This is a genomic window from Paenibacillus spongiae (assembly GCF_024734895.1).
Taxonomy (GTDB): Bacteria; Bacillota; Bacilli; order Paenibacillales; family Paenibacillaceae; genus Paenibacillus_Z; species Paenibacillus_Z spongiae.
In genome coordinates, this window is the sequence record NZ_CP091430.1 from 7,207,913 (window position 1) to 7,224,602 (window position 16,690).

A 16,690-nucleotide genomic window follows, 5' to 3' on the forward strand; every position below is an offset into this window, starting at 1 on the left:
ATGAAGAGAACACGATGGATGCCGTCTTAACGGCGAGAAGAACACAAGCCCGTGCAAGCAGCCCCGATCGGCCGCCCCGCACGGGCTTGCTTTCGTTTAGAATCGTATTAACCCCGTCGAATAGAGAAAGACAAGAACGACGAGAATCGGCGCTATATAGCGAAGCATGAACAGCCAGACCTTGAACCATCCTGCCGTGAGGCCGGCTTCCTCGGAGGCATTCTTCCAGAAGTAGCCGGCGAAGATCGTCACGATCAAGCCCCCGAGCGGCAGCATAATATTCGAGGTCACGAAGTCCACCCAATCGAATATCGATCTACCGCCGAAGCTCAGCCCCTTCACCGTTCCCCCGACCGACAAGGCGGAGGGCAGGCCCACGATAAAACAGACGATGCCCGTGATCCATACCGTCTTCGTCCGCCCCCATTTTACCCGCTCCAGCAAAAAGGAGACCGACACCTCCAGCAGCGATACAGCTGAAGTTAGTGCAGCAATCGCCAGCAGGATGAAGAACAGCCCGCCAAACCACGCGCCCAGCGGCATCGCCGAGAAGGCGACCGGCAGCACGACGAATGCGAGTCCGGGACCTTGCGCCGGCTCCAGCTGGAAAGCGAATGTCGTGGGGAATATGATCATCCCCGCCAGAAAGGCATACAGCAAATCGCCGATTCCCACGGCCATTGCAGCTCCGCTAAGCGATTGCCGCTTGTTCACGTACGCGCCATATGTAATCATGATCCCCATCCCGAGCGAAAGCGAGAAGAAAGCATGTCCGAGCGCGGCAAGCACCGCCTCCGGCGTCAACTTGCCGAAATCGGGATTCAGAAAGAAGCCGACCCCTTCCGCGGCGCCCTCCAGCGTTAGCGACCGCACGACCAGCGCGACCAGCAGGATGACAAGGCCGGGGATCAGAATTTTGTTGAACCGCTCGATCCCCGCCGAGATCCCCGCCGTGAGAACCAAGACTGTCAGGAGAAGAACAATCCCCTGCCAGAATATCGGCCAATAGCTGCCGATGAAGGTATCGAACCTGGCGCCGAAGTCCGTCGACGTGAACAGGTTCCCCGTGAAGGACAGCATCGCATAATGAAGCGTCCACCCGGCAACGACCGCGTAATAGGAGAAGATCAGAAACGACGCCAGAACGGATATGAAGCCAAGTCCTCCCCATGTCTTGTTGCCGCTCAGACGGGTGAACGAGGCTGCCGCGCTGCCGCGCCCGCCCCTGCCGATCGCCATCTCCGCCAGCATGATAGGCAGGCCGATAATAATCAAGCAAATGATGAAGACCATGAAAAATGCCGCTCCGCCGTATTTTCCCGTGATATACGGAAACTTCCACATGTTCCCAAGGCCTACCGAGCTCCCGATCGCAGCGAGAATAAATCCCGCACGCGAGAACTGCTCGCCAGCATTATTAGTGCCGTTGTCAGCTTGCTTGCCCATTGTTATCCCCCTCTCCAACTCTTGATGTCTTCGTGTAGTATTACCCATGGAAAGGAGTGTCAATGCGGCTCATGATAAGTTCGTTATTATTTTTGCTGCAAGCATGCGTGTAAGGAGTAGAGAATGATCCTTCAGGAACACCTCCAACATCATGGATCGGCCGCCGGGAAAAAAGAAGAAGAGAGCTTCCCCCCGCTCCAAGCGGCGATGCTCCCTTCCTGATCTCTTGCTCAAAAAGAATCCATCAAATAGGTCTGGCGATCCGGAATGACGCTCTCCAGTATTCCTGCCGCCTCGGCGGATCCGGTCAGCCTGCCGTAACGGTGCAGCGCCTGCGGCCGCTGATAACCCATCAGCATGGCCGTCAACGTTTGAATATCGCAGCCTGCATCGACTGTCTCGCCGGCTTCCAGCGCCGTTCCGGCAAGCGAGCCTTGCCCATCGGCCCCGATCGTCCACGTCCACACCCCTTCATTCCACGGGGCATGGGGATCGATGATTTGGAACTTCAGCAAGACCGGCTCCCCCGTCCCCCGGAACGCATACTGCTCCACGAAGGAAGCCGCGTCGACGATGCGCGCCATGAAGAACGGGACGATCTCCTGACTGATCCGCGGTTCCGGCAGCAGGTAAGGAAGCTCGTCGTTCGCCGGCGCACTCAAGATGATCTTCTCGAGCATGGAATCATGATTCGCCAGGAACGTCCAGAGACCTTGCCTTGCCGTTTCGTCCAGATAAACCATCTCATGGATGTGCAGCACCCGATTCTCGATGTTGTAGAGAAGGTACCCTCCCGCTTCGCCATCCGGCCGGTAATATACGGCTGCTTTGCCCGACTTGCGCCTGATTACGGAATTCGTCCACCAATCGCGGTCTCGTACCATTGTACCGTTGTATCGCGAGGCATAGGCTTCATAAACGGGTTCCAGCAGCGCGCTATCCGGCGTAATACGCTTTACATGCCCTTCCGTGGCAGTGCGTGGGGGGAATTGCGACGGCAGGACCGAATATCTCTTCAGATCCGTATAGAGCTCCCATCCGTATTTGCGATAGAATCCAAACGAGAATGGAGCAAGGCAGGACACGACTTGGCCCTTCTCCTTCATCTCGACGAGCGAATGGGAGAGCAGCTTTGCCACATGTCCCTTACGCCTTTGTTCCGGAAAAGTCGCCACTCCCGCAATCCCGCCCATGGCCATCGGACGCCCTTGAATATAGAGCTGAAATGGAATGAGCGTGTACATCGCCTGAAGCTGGCCGTCTTCAAACGCACCCCATTCGCCCACAGGCTTATATTGATTCCGCTGTTCATCCAGCTGTTCCTTTGAAAGAGAATATTGAAACGCATACATGGACAGCTCGGTCCGCATATCGAAATCATCCTTGTTCATGACCCGGATTTCCATCATACCACCCCGTTCTTGTAAATTCGCCCGCACCCCCTGGACTATAATCTCTTCCATTCCAAGGCGTGAAACTCCTGTTTCCCTTCAAAAATAATCGCAGTACCGGATTACCGGGGTACGCACGTCCAAATAACGGATTCTGTGCCCGCAGCACTTCATATATCTGCTTCGTAATGTATCGGATGCTCGGCAGGCTATCGATCCAACCAGGCTCAGGCATCGGCACGGCTCTTGCGTCACGCAAGAAAGACCGCAGGAAATCCTGCGGCCTTCAGTGGCATCATCGTTATGACACCGGCTTACACATCCAAGCCTTGATTCTTGCAGTACACAATCATCGCCTCGCGCAGAAACGCCGCGTAGCCCGGTTTGTTCTTGTCGATGTTGGCCGTGAACCGCGGATCGTCCACATACAAATCGGCCAGTCCCCGAAAAATGTCCAGCGTGCAGTCATAATAATACCGGGTAATATGCGCGCGCAGCTCGCCCACACCTTCCTGCACTTGAGGATCGGACGGCCCGCGGTCCATCGCGGCGATAATCTTGGCATTGCTGGCCTCGTTCTCCGCGTGAATGCTAGCCCAATCCTCCTTGGTGTATTTATTCGTCCGCCGTTCCGCAGCTTCATAGGCTTCGCCGTATTTTTGCCGCGCTTCAGCGGCATACTTCGTTTTGTGTTCTTCAATTTCCTTCATATCGAATCCGTTAAACATTTCGTCTCGGCTCATAGACAGCCCTCCATCCAGGGATTGTATCGTTTGATTCACGGTATCGATGATTTCCTCAAGCCGCCGCTTCTTCTGCTCCAGCAGCTCTTTATGCGCCGTCAAGGCATGCTTGCGGTCGAATCCCGGGCTGTCCAGCACCCGCTTGATCTCCTCGAGGGAAAAACCGATCTCTTTGAAGAAAAGCACCTGCTGCAGCCGCTCCAGGTTGCGTGCTGAATACAACCGATGTCCACCCGTCGTCACGGATTCGGGAACGACCAGCCCGATCTCGTCATAATGGTGCAGCGTCCGGACGCTAACACCAGCGGACTCCGCCACTTCCTTCACCTTGTGCGTCACATCATCACCTCCGTATCTGTATCTTAATTCATCACGTAACGTGAGGTTCAAGAGGTATTTTTTAAATTCTTTTCATATTACCGTATGGCACTCATCCATTGCCAGACATCTGTCTCCTTACTGAGATAAGATTTGAAATGCTCTGCTGCATGACGTGAAGAAATCCCCGCCTGCATGCTGCAGCGGAGGCTCCTCTTGCGTAGTCGCACGCCGCTCATTAGAAGTTGTACGCCGTTCAACATTTTAGTTGTAATCATGCAAAAAATACGACTTCACGACAACTCGAATTTTGTTATAACTCACCGCTGTCCATCTCTATAGTGTTCTATTGCCAGCCATACATATTGTTGATACACAAATAAACATCACTAATCCGGTCGATTCAAGGAGAAGTTCCCCGCATTCGGCGCGACTAGTGATGTTCATGTTGGTTCCATTCATTTTAGTTGTTATTTTGCATTAGACTATTTCATAGACTGCCTTGATATTCCTCGCCATGGCCATTCAGTGCCGCCTTCTCACTTGAAAGCCATAGCCGCCTTAACCGCCTTCTTCCAGCCGCCGTACAGCTCGGAACGCTTCTCTTCCGCCATGGAAGGGGAATACGTGCGCCCGGACTTCCATTTCGCAAGCAGCTCCTCGCGGTCCTTCCAGAAACCGACGGCAAGACCCGCCATGTAAGCCGAACCGAGCGCCGTGATTTCACGGATTTCCTGACGTTCTACATCCACCCCAAGCAGATCGCTCTGGAACTGCATGAGCAGCGCATTGTCCACCGCTCCGCCATCAACGCGAAGACCGGTCAAGGTCAACCCGGAGTCCTCCTCCATGGCAACCAGCACGTCCTTGCTCTGATACGCGAGCGACTCCAGCGTAGCCAGGATGAGATGCTCTTTGCTCGTGCCGCGCGTCAGCCCGAAGATCGCTCCTCTTACATCGCTGTCCCAGTACGGCGTGCCCAGACCGACGAAGGCAGGCACAACGTAAACCCCTTCCGTCGAGTCGACCTTGCGGGCATACGCTTCCGCATCGGCAGCCGTCTTGATCATCCGAAGGCCGTCGCGAAGCCACTGCACCGCGGACCCCGCCACGAACACGCTTCCTTCAAGCGCGTACTCCACTCGCCCGCCGATCCCCCATGCGATTGTCGTCAGCAGGCCATGCTTGGAGGCAATCGCCTGATCGCCCGTATTCATCAGCATGAAGCAGCCGGTCCCGTACGTATTCTTGGCCATCCCCTTCTCGAAGCAAGCCTGCCCGAACAAGGCCGCCTGCTGGTCGCCGATTACCCCCGCAATAGGTACGCTCTTCCCGAAGAAATGATGCTCCACCGTATTGGCGTACACTTCCGAGGAAGACCGGACCTCCGGCAGCATGCAGGCCGGAATGCCGAGAATCCGCAGCAGCTCTTCATCCCAGCGCAGCTCGTGAATATTATACATCAGCGTCCGCGAAGCATTCGAATAGTCGGTTACATGCGCCTTGCCGCCGCTCAATTTCCAGACGAGCCACGAATCGATCGTGCCGAACAGAAGCTCTCCGCTTGCCGCCTTCTCATGCGCCCCTTCGACATGATCGAGGATCCACTTCACCTTCGTTCCGGAGAAATAGGGATCAATGAGCAGCCCCGTCCGCTCCCGGAACAGCTCGCTATGTCCGTCCCGCTGCAGCTGCTCGCAATATTCCGCTGTCTGCCGGGATTGCCAGACGACCGCGTTGTGGATGGGACGGCCTGTATGGCGATCCCACACGACGGCTGTTTCCCGCTGATTCGTAATTCCGATTCCGGCGATCTGCTCCGGTCGAATATCGGCCTCCGTCAAGGCAGCAGCCATGACGCCAAACACCGAGACCCATATTTCGTTCGCATTATGCTCTACCCAGCCTGGCTTTGGAAAGTGCTGCGTAATTTCCTGCTGGGCGATTCCCGCAACGCTGCCGTCGCGATCGAACAAGACCGCTCTCGTGCTCGTCGTGCCCTGATCGATCGACAAGATATACCTGGCATCCATCTGCATCCCTCTTTCTGTTATCGTCGGATTTGTTTATGGGGTTGGCGTCATCGCTTCCTGAAGCTGCCGGTCCAGCTCCGCCTTGTAACGGTCCCGCTGTTCCTGCGTATAGCCCAGACAGTCCGTCATCGCCTGAATAACGGCATCCTCCCATTTCTTTACCCATGCGATGTCGAAGAACAGCGCTCCGGTGCGCCGGATGAAGAAGTCCGAAGGCGTGGCCGTCATCTCACAGTCCATGCTGTACCTTAGAGACGCGCAAACCTCCAGAGGCATGTTATACCGCGCTGCGTCGGCAGCTACAGCCGGCAGCAGGCTGTACACCTGATCCACGTTCGAACCGTACCGGCGCGTCAAGCGCTCCGCAGCGTCCCGCGGCAGACCCAGACGAACGCCTTCCCCCGTCTTCGTCATCACATAGGAGGGGAAGCCTGCCGAACCGCCCATATCCCCGCCGGATAGCGGCAGCGTCTTGGTGGAGCATCCGGCGAATCCTTCGCGCCCGCTCTTCCCCAGTTCCGATGCGAGCAGATCGGTCACCGTCTCCGCCATCTTCCGGTAGCCGGTAAGCTTGCCGCCCGCAATCGTAATCAGCCCGGAATCGGAGCGGAAAATCTCGTCCCGGCGCGAAACCTCCGACGGCGATTTGCCCTCCTGATAAATAAGCGGCCGCAGACCTGCCCAGCTGGATTCGATATCCGCCTGGCTTAGATTGAGCTTCGGAAACATGGCCCGCGAAGCCTGCAGGACATAGTCCAAATCGGCTTGGGTCGTCGTAGGATGCGCCGTGTCCCCTGTATAATCCGTATCCGTCGTGCCGACATACGTCTTGCCGTCGCGGGGGATCGCAAACATCATCCGGCCGTCCGGCGTATCGAAATAAATCGCCTGATGCAGCGGGAACCGCTCCCCATTGAACACCAGATGCACGCCTTTCGTCAGCCTCAGCGTCTTGCCCTTCTTCGATTTGTCCTGCTCGCGAAGCGTGTCGACCCAAGGTCCGGTAGCATTCACGACCTGCCGGGCGCGCACCGTATAGGTGCCCCCGCCAATCCGGTCGGTCACTTGGACGCCGGTCAGCTTGCCGTTCTCATAAAGCAGCTTCTCCGCTTTGGCATAGTTAACGGCGTCGGCCCCGGCTTCCACCGCTTTCTTGAGCACCTCGATCGTCAAGCGCGCATCGTCGGTGCGGTATTCGACGTAATAGCCGCCGCCCTTCAAGCCCTCTTCCTTCAGCAGCGGTTCCTTGCGCAGCGTCTCCTCCCGGCTGAGCATCTTCCGGCGTTCTTCGCGCTTCACGCCCGCCAGAAAATCATAGACCTTCAAGCCGATCGATGTCGTGAACGCGCCGAACGTGCCGCCATTATAGAACGGAAGCAGCATCCATTCGGGTGTCGTGATGTGCGGGCCATTCTCATATACGACGGCACGCTCTTTCCCGACTTCGGCGACAACCTTGATTTCAAGCTGCTTCAAATACCGCAATCCGCCATGGACGAGCTTCGTGGAACGGCTGGACGTGCCGGCCGCAAAGTCCTGCATTTCTATAAGCGCCGTCTTCATGCCCCTGGTCCGGGCATCAAGCGCAATACCCGCTCCTGTTATGCCTCCTCCAATAATCAATACATCATAAATCTCATCCTGTAAGCCGTTCAACAGCTCATGCCGCCCAGCAGCTGAAAATGTTCGTTCCATCCTGTAGTGCCTCCCTTGGTGGTTACGAGTCAGAATACAAAAAAAGAAACCACATTCATCCCTGCATGCATACATGCAGGGCAAATGTGGTTTCTCCGGGTTCTCCAACCGTGTATTAACTTACTGCCATCATACCACTTACAAGCGAGGAAATAAAGCCTTCTCTTCCGCGTAGCAGCGGGAGGCCGATGTAAAGGAGCCGTCTTAAGCAAGACCTTCAAAGTGCTTCCACAGCTCCTTGTCGGATGTCGTCACCGCACTCGCCCCGGCAGCCAAAGCCTGCTCCACATCTCGAACCGAACGGATCAGACCGCCGGCGAAGATCGGAATGCCCGTCCGGTCGTTGACCTCCGTAATGATGCTCGGAATGACGCCGGGGAGCACTTCGATATAGTCCGGCATCGTCCGCTCCAGCAGCGAATAACCCTTCTCCAGCGCGCCCGTATCCAGCAGAAAGAGGCGTTGAATGGCGAGCAGCCGGTTTTGCTTCGTTTTCATAATGACGCCCGACTTGGTCGATATGATGCCGCTTGGCTTAACGACCTGGCACAGATACTCCGCCGCGTATTCGTCGTTCTTCAAGCCTTCGATAAGATCGGCATGAATCAGCGCTTTTTTCCCGTTCGCCCTTGCCATCTCCACAACATGCTGAACTTGGCTGATGTGGCTGTCGAGCAGGACGATATACTCATAGCTCATGCCGAGCAGCTTCTCCAGATCCTTGATCCTGCGGACGGCAGGCAGTATGAGCTGGCGATGAAAGGCCATCGTTTACAACCCCGCTTTCCTTAACGGCAAAATGATGAAAAGAGCGGCTAAGCCGCATTAATCCCGTTCGTAAATCGACCCGCTGCGGCTGGCGAACAGCTCGCCGTATACCTTCTCCGCATAAGTATCCGTCATACCCGAGACATAATCGGCAACCAGCCTCGGCCACGGCCAGCTCTGCCGCTGACGCTCATAGCTCTCTATCCAATCCGGCGGAATGATGAGACGTCCGGTCGTCTCCTCCTTGAAGCTCTCCCACAGCCGCTGGAGCATGATTTCACTGCGCTTCTGCAGCCGCTGCACACGGAAATCCTTAATGAGCGTTACCCAAGCAAGCTTCTTCAGAATCTCCATCGTCCGGAGAAGCTCCAAATCTTCCGCGCCGTCGCGGACGAACGTTACCCGCTTCCAGCCTGTATCCGGATCGTCGATAATGCCCACCTGCGCCGCGAATTGACTGACCCAACGGGCCTTCATCTCCCGGCGCGTACGCGATACTTCCCGGTCGCAGGCAAAATAAATATTTTCCCATTGCTCAAGATACAAGTCGAATACCCGTCGGACCATCGCGGGAATATCGACCTGTTCCCAACCCACATTCCCGTTGCCGTGATCCTCAACAATCTCCTGAACCAGATGCTCCGCAAGCCGGTCATCCTCGAAGAAGCTCCGGTTCATCTGGATCTTGCCTGCCCGGATCCCGTCTTCGATATCATGGGTGGAATAGGCGATGTCGTCGCACAGATCCATCAGCTGGGCTTCCAGCGTGGCGCGTCCTTCGGGCATGGCCCACAGCTCCCGAAGATAGTTGATCCCTTCCCACTCCCGTGGGTAGACGCCCTTCATCCGTCCAGGTTCGCCCAAGCTGAACGGATATTTGTTGATTCCAAGCAGAACCGCGGCTGTCAGATCCAGCCCGCTATCGCTCCCGGCCCGCTTCTCAAGAAACATCAGAATACGGAAGTTCTGGGCATTGCCTTCATAACTCAGCCCATATTGCGAAGAGAGCAGCTTATGGAGTACCTCCTCGCCTTTGTGCCCGAACGGAGGGTGGCCCAGGTCATGCGCCAGCGAAGCGCATTCCACCACCTCCGGCTCGATGACGAGGCCGGGATGCTCCCGCTTCGCGAGGAAAGCCTCCGTCTTGTTCAACCGGCGGGCGACCTCCCGGGCGATCTGGGAAACCTCAATCGAATGGGTCAGCCTCGTCCGGTAATAATCGCCGGTGCCTGCGCCGAAGACTTGCGACTTGCCCTGCATGCGGCGAAAGGCGGGAGACTGGATCAGCCTGGCGTAGTCTTTCTCATATTCATCGCGGTTTTCGCTGGAGTAGACGTTCTCGGTATCAAACAACCGCAATTTGCGTATATTCATGGGCTCTCCCTCCCAGCTTCCGGAATATTGTCAATCTTCGTTATCGATCAGTATACCCTTTTCCTTGCATGCTTCTGCGAGCTTCCGCCGGAACGAATCCTTCAGCTCCCGTCCGATGAAAGCCGCTTCGAATCCGCTGCGGATGACCCCCGCGATATCGCCGATACCGAAGCCGCATTCATCCATCAGCATGCGGTATTCCCGGGTCATCGTCGTACCGGAGACCGTGCGGTTATCCGTATTGACCGTCACGACCAATCCTTGCCGAATATAGTCACGCGCCGGATAATCGTTCCATCCGGATACCGCCTTCGTCTGAATATTGCTGACCGGGCACATCTCGAGCGGAATGCGGCGCTGCTTCACCAGTTCCAGAATGTCCGCGTTCTCCCGCAGACGAACGCCATGTCCGATCCGGCTTGCGCCGAGACGGACAACCGCTTCCTCAATATTCGCCGGGCCTGCCGCTTCTCCGGCATGAATCGTTACCGGCAGCCCCTTCTCGCGGGCCAGCGCGAACAGCCCCCGGAATAACGATGCCGGGTAAGAAGCTTCGTCTCCGGCCAGATCGACGGCGACGACGCCCCGGTCCTTGAACCTGGCTGCAGCTTCTATCGCTGCACGGTTCTCAGGCTCTGCGTGATGCCTCATGCATATAACGATCACGCGGGCCGTAACGCCGAACTGCTCTTCGCCGCGCCTCAAGCCTGCAAGCACACTGCCGATTATCGCATCGAGCGATAGTCCCTGCCCGGTATGAAGCTGAGGTGCGAATCTCACCTCCGTGTAGATGCACTGTTCTTGCGCAGCCTGCTCCACCAATTCGTAAGCGATGCGCTCCAGCGCTTCCGTATCCTGCATGAAGTCCAGCACGAATTGAAATTTACTTAAGTATTCCCGCAAGCTCTCACAATCGTCTTCAACCTTCATATAGGGAAGCAGCGTATCCGCCCGGTCCGCCGGCAGCGTTATGCCCCGGCTTCGCGCGAGTGCCAGAATCGTCTCCGGCTTCACGCTTCCGTCCAGGTGAATGTGGAGATCCGCTTTGGGCAGAGCGGCTAGAAGCTCATGGCGAGCGTAATTGTTATCCATATCTTCCCCTCCGAATGACGACTCATGTTATCTTATTCGCATCGAGCTGCCATTGATCTTACTTAAGGTGTTTGTCCGAATACAAGGCAGCGGATCATGAGAGCAGCTCAACCAAATCCTTATAGAAACGGATAGAGCAGCTGCTTGGCCAGTCCAGCTGGACCGGTAAGCGCTGCTCCATATCCGCCTATGTTATTTTAACCCACACGAGATTTAAAGCATAGACAAAGCCTTCTCCCCTTACAGAAGAGCTTCGATATCGCCCTTAAGATCGGCTGGCTCCACCGTCGACTCGAACCGGTTGACGACATTTCCTTCACGGTCGACAAGGAATTTCGTGAAATTCCATTTGATCGAATTGTCTCCCATCCATTGCGGCATCTTCTCGCGCAAGAAGGCATCCATCTTTTGACCGCCGGGCTGAGTCGTATCGAACCCTTTGAACGGCGCCGCTTCCGTCAAATACTGAAATACCGGATGGGCGGTTTCGTCGCGCACGTCGGTCTTCGCAAACAGCGGGAACGTCACGCCGTAATTGACTTGGCAGAAGCTCTCCACTTCCTCGTTGCTTCCCGGTTCCTGCCCGCCGAATTGATTCGACGGGAAACCGATGATCTCCAGCCCTTGATCGCGATATTGCTCGTACAGCTTCTGCAGGTCGGCATATTGGCGGGTGAAGCCGCACTTGCTTGCCGTATTCAGAATGAGCAGCACCTTGTCTTTGTAATCGGCGAGCGGCTTCGTTTCCCCTTTGATGGTTTGCGCCTCAAAATCGTAAATGGTTGACATTGTTGTGACCTCCTGAAAGTTTTTTGTGTACATAGTGACGGTAGTCGAACAAAAACTGCTTCGTAAGCATAAGCTTAGTTTTTGTGTACATAGTGACGGTAGTCGAACAAAAACATCTTCGTAAGCATAAGTCTAGTTTTAGTGTGCATAGCGACGGTAGTCGAACAAACACTGCTTCGTAAGCATATCGCCCAATTAGCGCTCCGTTTGCTCAGGCTCAGCCTGCTCGTTAATCATAGCGGTCAGCTCATGAAGCTGATCGCGGAGCGCAGCAATCTGGTCGGGCGTCAGCTTCGTCTGCCGGAACACTTGCCCCGGTATGCCTTCTGCACGCTCCCGAAGCGATTGTCCCTTGCTGGTCAGACGAACGATGACGCTGCGCTCGTCCTCCCGGTCCCGTTCGCGCAGAATGAGCCCGGATGCCTCCAGCTTCTTGAGAAGCGGCGTCAGCGTGCCGGAATCCAGATGCAGGCGTTCGCCCAGCGTTTTGACCGCGATGTCATCCTTCTCCCACAGCACGAGCATGGTGACATATTGGGTATAGGTTAATCCAAGCTCATCGAGAAAAGGCCGGTAAAGCTTCGTCACCTCGCGTGCGCAGGCATACAGCGCAAAACAAAGCTGATTATCTAGATGAAGCAAGGCGTTGGATTCCATAGCCACCTCCTGGCCGCATGCCCTTATTTGATTTTACAAAATTATATTTTATACAATATAAATACTAGCAAAGGATAAAAGCCCTGTCAAGATTGTCTGCAGATACGCTGCCCGGACAGCACCCCTCCAATCAATTAAAAAAGTCCCGATGGCATTTCTCGCCGCCAGGACTCTGTTTGAGCAAAGTTATTTATTCACCTTATTACAGCTCTTTTCTCATACAAGCAGCCTTATTCCTTGCCTTAATCCCGTTCCCGCTCCCGCTGAAGCTCATTATATTTGCGCAGCATGACGATCCGCCATACCAGAATCATGCCGAATGCGAGAATGAAGAATAACCCGGCTGTCTGCGGAATGCTGATGTAAGCTTCCAGGACATCGTGCAGCAGAAGCCTTATCACGAACAAAGCTAACAAAATGATAATGAATGCCTTCGACCGCTTCAGCACAATATCATCACCGGAGCGTTCGAGCTTCGAGGTGCGGATGAGCGGATAAGCAAACAGCAGCGCACCGGCTGCGAAGGCTGCCAGCGCCCACAGCCATGGGACCCGCGTCACCGGCACGGCAAACATGAGGAAGCCGGAGGACATCGCAATCGGCGGGATGATGATTTTGCGCATCGAAGTCGGCTGGTTGGAAGCGCGGAGGCGAAGAAAGACAACCGCCGCGCCGGCAAGCAGCGAGAAGAGAATCGATGCGATATGGGACAATTGAAACGATTGCGGGAACAGATGCACACGCCCGCCTCCTTCTTCAGTGGGCCTCCTATCAGCCACGGTTTTCTTAATAAGCGTACTGCAATTATATACCCGGTTTCAAATGGATGCTCTATACGGTATGCATTAGACCGCTATATTATTTCCGCCCTAGCTCTTGCGGCGGTTCCCCGCCCATTCGACGAATAACGCATAGTCATATTCCACTTGATCCGCATACGACAGCGCCCATTGCGCGACAATCGCGCAGAACGTTTCTTCATCTTCGCCCATCGCGAGGACAATCTCATCCTCGCTATGATAAGCAAGCACCCCTTGCCGCACATCGATATCAGCCCGGGCATGCAGCTTAGCGGTCAGCCGGCCCATACTGTCGACCACCGTCTCCAGCGATTCAGCCGTCTCCAGCGATTCGAGCTTGAGCCGCTTCTTGTAGGGCGAACGCTCGCGCACGTAGAAATGCCGGTCACCCATCGATAAGAAGCCGAGGTATTTGTCCGCCTCATGGTGCATCGCCTTCTGGGTCATGACCACCCGTTCCCCTTGATGGCCGTGAGCCGCCCAGAACGAATCGTCATACGGCAGGAAATAAGCGGGAACGGGAACGCGAACCTCTTTGACCTCAAGCACAACATCGTCCAATCCTTCGGCCGCCTCGCCTGCTTCGATCAGCACATAATACCGGTCCAAGCCGATCGACGCCGTGCCTGAACCGTGCTTAACCGCCATGTCTTTGATGTTGAAATGAACGGCCGCCTCCCCGCTGGCTTCTACAGACGCCAAATATTGCGGCCAAGCCTCCATCAGCGCACGGTGCTCCTCTTCCGTGGGCGGCACGATCTCATCCGTCTCCGCGAACTGCCGCTCCTGCTGCATGAGCGCCGTCACCTTCTCCAGAAAATGCTGCTCCTTCCGTTTGCGCAGCTTCTTCAACAGCCTGCGAATCTGTCCTTCCGCGCGGTCTTCATCCATGACGAACGTCGCCGGATTGTCCTTTCGCTTGGCAAAACGGCGTATTTGATCCCTATAGCCTCTCAGAAATGCGCCAATGATTCCTTGCTGCTCCTCCGTCGTCATCATTTTTACACGGCATACGAGCGCGATGCTGACGGACATGCGCAGCAAGTCGTACAAATAGGAGCCCAGATAGCCCTCGTCAAAGTCGTTCACATCATAGACCAGCGCCCCGGATTCGCTGCGAAACGCCCCGAAATTCTCAAAATGAAGGTCGCCTTGAATCCAGGTCGGCCGTTCCGGTCTCGTATGGTACGGGAACCACTCCCGCGTTACGTCGCTATAGAATAAATAAGTGCTTCCCCGAAAGAAAGAGAACGGACTGTCCGCCATCTTGCGGTACTTCTCCGCACGCTTCCGCCGGTCCAACCCCATCAGCTTCCCATCGAATTCGTCAAAAATAACCGTAAGCGTCTGTTTGCGCAGCTTTCGCCTGGTTTGCCGTACGCGTTCCGTCAGGTTCGAGTCCATTCGGATATCGCCTCCTTATGCGTCCAATCCGCTTATTCCGTCATTACCAACGTACATCATAATCCGGACGTTTTCAATTCCTCGAGCCCCAGCTTCGGAAGTCGATGCATATAAAAAGCTGCTGCCGGTAACGTTCGTGACGCTCCGGCCGCAGCTTATGTAGTTCTGTACGGGGATAAGACAGCCAGCCTAAAAATTTGAGCTAGCGATATTGCTTGACCTTCATTTGATCCAGGCTTTTGAAGGTATAGCCCTTGCTTCGGGCATCGTCGATAATTTGCGCCAACGCTTCCGCATTATCCTTGGATACGGAATGCAGCAGCATGACCGCTCCAGGATGGAGCTGCGCCATGACGCTGTCGTAAGCGTACTTGGCACCCTTCTGCGCCTTCGTATCCCAATCCTTGTAGGCAATGGACCAGAAGACGCTAATATACCCCACCTGACGGCTAACCGCAAGCGTTTGCTCGCTGAAGATGCCTCTTGGCGGCCGCAAATAATGCATCTCCTGCTGACCCGTCAATTCCTTCACCGCAAGCTTCACGCGGTCGAGCTCCGATTGAACCCGCTCCGCAGGCAAGGTGGTCATATCCGGATGGCTCCACGAATGATTGCCGACGATATGCCCTTCTGCGACCATCCGCTTGACCAGCTCCGGCTTATCCTTTACATAATGACCCGTAATGAAGAAGGCCGCAGGAACACCCTTGCTCTTCAATATGTCGAGAATAGGCGCCGTGAAGCCATTCTCATAGCCATTGTCAAATGTCAGGTAGAGCTCCTTGTCCGACGTGTCGCCCAGGAAGATGGCACCATGCTTCTTCACAATGTCCATGAAGCCTTCCTCCGCGATAGACGGCAGCTGGCCATTCTTGCTCTTCTTGAAGCCAAAGTGATACGGCTTACCCCCGGAAGCATCCGCGGCTCCATGCCCGATCAGCAAACTGCTGCACAAGAGTACAGCCACTAGCAGTTGAAGGACGCCACGCATGAACGTCAACTCCCCCTTCGCACGATTCGCCCCAACCGTTAATGGTTGGGTTCGGGGTTATATTGCGCCACGCGCGCCATTTTCATGCATTCCGCTCATGTCTTTGCAAGAATCGAACCGGTCCTCCGGGCACTTTAATAGGCATGGCGCTCCGGTAAATACTTTCATACTTGCTGGCAATTGCAAAACCGGTCTTTGTGCCGTGGAGAAGCGCCATGTCGAGCACCAGGAGCTGCGCATGGCTGATGCCTATCCCCGGTCGGCGAACAGGTCCTGATGGATCTTAGCAACCGCCTTGCGAATGGGAATGTCCTCTTCAACTGAGCAGTTGGGCCGGTGAATATCGGTGGGGTACAAGACGACGAACGCACCGGGAACCAGGTCCACGTCAATCTCGCCGCTTACCGCTCCATAGAAGGCAATGTCCTGTGCTGCAAACCGGTCATCCTCCGGCTCCAGCGATGCAGAAAGCTTCGCAACCACCATCCGCTCACGGCCCGTTAGCAGCAGCTGCAGGTCTGTATGTACGAGGTGCGACTCCGGTTTGACATGTTCCTTCGGCTGCGTGGTGACCTCATTGATGAGCAGATACATCCCGGGTTCGCCGAACTCGTGGCGCCCTGCCGGCAGAGCGTCCAGATCCATATCGAGCAGCCGGTCGATCGCGCGGCGTACAGGCGCAGGAAAGGTCGCTTTCTCGTACTCGTAATTGGCCAAATTGCTGTAAATCATTGTTCGTCGCCTCCGATCGCATATTCTTGCAACGTCATTATCGAACAGGCGGTACGGACTGTCAACGACAATAAACAAGGCGCCGTACGGCTTGGCCTGCGGCACCTTGTTTATTGTAAGCTTTAACGATATCCGGTATGCCTCTTTCGTTGATACCGGCTCATCGGATCAAGCAGGCTTATACGAACTCGCTCAGCAGCCTTATTGCTCGGAGCCGGGAGCGATGATCGATTTTACACGGCCGACCTGTCCGCTCTGCAGCCTTACTTTAATGCCATGCGGATGATTGGGCGAATTCGTCAATATATCCTTCACGACGCCTCGCGTCAGCTTCCCCGTCGGCTGATCCTGCTTCAAGACGATATCCACTGTAATACCCGGGCGGATCGACGCCCGCTGTTGTCCATTCGTGCTCATGCCTGGTCTCCTTCTAATCATTCTAGATGATTATAGCGTA

General features: G+C 55.4%; 15 protein-coding genes. All 15 read right to left on the reverse strand.

Annotated elements, in window-relative coordinates:
• Nucleotides 1-96 precede the first annotated feature (96 nt).
• Complete coding sequence (locus L1F29_RS32370; protein WP_258386075.1) at nucleotides 97-1,446, reverse strand: sodium-dependent transporter; 1,350 nt, start codon at nucleotides 1,444-1,446, stop codon at nucleotides 97-99.
• Nucleotides 1,447-1,676: 230 nt separating this feature from the next.
• Nucleotides 1,677-2,909: a GNAT family N-acetyltransferase gene (locus L1F29_RS32375; RefSeq protein ID WP_258386076.1), complete on the reverse strand. Its 1,233-nt coding sequence runs from the start codon at nucleotides 2,907-2,909 to the stop codon at nucleotides 1,677-1,679.
• 242 nt (nucleotides 2,910-3,151) lie between these two features.
• Entirely contained in the window at nucleotides 3,152-3,919 is a 768-nt protein-coding gene (locus L1F29_RS32380) for a MerR family transcriptional regulator (protein ID WP_258386077.1), read from the reverse strand.
• A gap of 518 nt (nucleotides 3,920-4,437) precedes the next feature.
• Nucleotides 4,438-5,931 carry a glycerol kinase GlpK gene (glpK, locus tag L1F29_RS32385; RefSeq protein ID WP_258386078.1) on the reverse strand — a complete coding sequence of 498 codons (1,494 nt, stop codon included), beginning with the start codon at nucleotides 5,929-5,931 and terminating at the stop codon, nucleotides 4,438-4,440.
• Between the two features lie 33 nt (nucleotides 5,932-5,964).
• Nucleotides 5,965-7,626, reverse strand: a complete 1,662-nt coding sequence (locus tag L1F29_RS32390) for a glycerol-3-phosphate dehydrogenase/oxidase (RefSeq protein WP_258386079.1) — start codon at nucleotides 7,624-7,626, stop codon at nucleotides 5,965-5,967.
• 204 nt (nucleotides 7,627-7,830) lie between these two features.
• Nucleotides 7,831-8,394 (reverse strand): glycerol-3-phosphate responsive antiterminator, encoded by a 564-nt coding sequence (locus tag L1F29_RS32395; RefSeq protein WP_258386080.1) that lies wholly within the window; start codon nucleotides 8,392-8,394, stop codon nucleotides 7,831-7,833.
• A gap of 57 nt (nucleotides 8,395-8,451) precedes the next feature.
• Nucleotides 8,452-9,768, reverse strand: a complete 1,317-nt coding sequence (locus tag L1F29_RS32400) for a deoxyguanosinetriphosphate triphosphohydrolase family protein (RefSeq protein ID WP_258386081.1) — start codon at nucleotides 9,766-9,768, stop codon at nucleotides 8,452-8,454.
• A gap of 30 nt (nucleotides 9,769-9,798) precedes the next feature.
• On the reverse strand, nucleotides 9,799-10,860 hold the full coding sequence (gene add, locus L1F29_RS32405) for an adenosine deaminase (RefSeq protein ID WP_258386082.1): 1,062 nt from the start codon (nucleotides 10,858-10,860) through the stop codon (nucleotides 9,799-9,801).
• A gap of 240 nt (nucleotides 10,861-11,100) precedes the next feature.
• Nucleotides 11,101-11,649: a glutathione peroxidase gene (locus tag L1F29_RS32410; RefSeq protein ID WP_258386083.1), complete on the reverse strand. Its 549-nt coding sequence runs from the start codon at nucleotides 11,647-11,649 to the stop codon at nucleotides 11,101-11,103.
• A gap of 195 nt (nucleotides 11,650-11,844) precedes the next feature.
• Nucleotides 11,845-12,306: a MarR family winged helix-turn-helix transcriptional regulator gene (locus L1F29_RS32415; RefSeq protein WP_258386084.1), complete on the reverse strand. Its 462-nt coding sequence runs from the start codon at nucleotides 12,304-12,306 to the stop codon at nucleotides 11,845-11,847.
• Nucleotides 12,307-12,548: 242 nt separating this feature from the next.
• Nucleotides 12,549-13,046, reverse strand: a complete 498-nt coding sequence (locus L1F29_RS32420; RefSeq protein ID WP_258386085.1) for a CcdC family protein — start codon at nucleotides 13,044-13,046, stop codon at nucleotides 12,549-12,551.
• A gap of 129 nt (nucleotides 13,047-13,175) precedes the next feature.
• Entirely contained in the window at nucleotides 13,176-14,510 is a 1,335-nt protein-coding gene (locus tag L1F29_RS32425) for a DUF2252 domain-containing protein (protein ID WP_258386086.1), read from the reverse strand.
• Nucleotides 14,511-14,712: 202 nt separating this feature from the next.
• Nucleotides 14,713-15,501, reverse strand: a complete 789-nt coding sequence (gene pdaA, locus L1F29_RS32430) for a delta-lactam-biosynthetic de-N-acetylase (protein WP_258386087.1) — start codon at nucleotides 15,499-15,501, stop codon at nucleotides 14,713-14,715.
• Between the two features lie 249 nt (nucleotides 15,502-15,750).
• Nucleotides 15,751-16,233 carry a NanQ anomerase/TabA/YiaL family protein gene (locus L1F29_RS32435; RefSeq protein ID WP_258386088.1) on the reverse strand — a complete coding sequence of 161 codons (483 nt, stop codon included), beginning with the start codon at nucleotides 16,231-16,233 and terminating at the stop codon, nucleotides 15,751-15,753.
• 201 nt (nucleotides 16,234-16,434) lie between these two features.
• Entirely contained in the window at nucleotides 16,435-16,650 is a 216-nt protein-coding gene (locus tag L1F29_RS32440) for a YwbE family protein (RefSeq protein ID WP_204820163.1), read from the reverse strand.
• Nucleotides 16,651-16,690 lie beyond the last annotated feature (40 nt).